The sequence below is a fragment of the Shewanella sp. SR44-4 genome (assembly GCF_014163715.1).
GTDB lineage: Bacteria > Pseudomonadota > Gammaproteobacteria > Enterobacterales > Shewanellaceae > Shewanella.
In genome coordinates this window covers 1-264 of the sequence record NZ_JACJDU010000171.1, presented here as the reverse complement: position 1 = coordinate 264, position 264 = coordinate 1, and the positions used below count along the sequence as shown (strand labels likewise).

The 264-nt window shown below is 40.5% G+C and carries 1 rRNA gene; it reads left to right on the top strand.

The annotated features are described in order from the left end of the window. Nucleotides 1-155: 155 nt before the first annotated feature. Nucleotides 156-264 (top strand): 16S ribosomal RNA (locus H5125_RS21935); the annotation flags it as partial.

Here is a 264-nt window from a genome sequence, read left to right as displayed (position 1 = left end):
GCAATCAAAAAATTACAACTCAATGCAACGATGAATGTTCATAGTAATATGTACAAACATTTAATTGATTCTTCCGAGTCTTTTAAATGAAATCAGAATTCATTGAGCCGAAAGCTTCGTTCTTACTTGTAAGAGTGGTGTTTTCAAAAGAACTTTAATTGAAGAGTTTGATCATGGCTCAGATTGAACGCTGGCGGCAGGCCTAACACATGCAAGTCGAGCGGTAACACAAGGGAGCTTGCTCCTGAGGTGACGAGCGGCGGA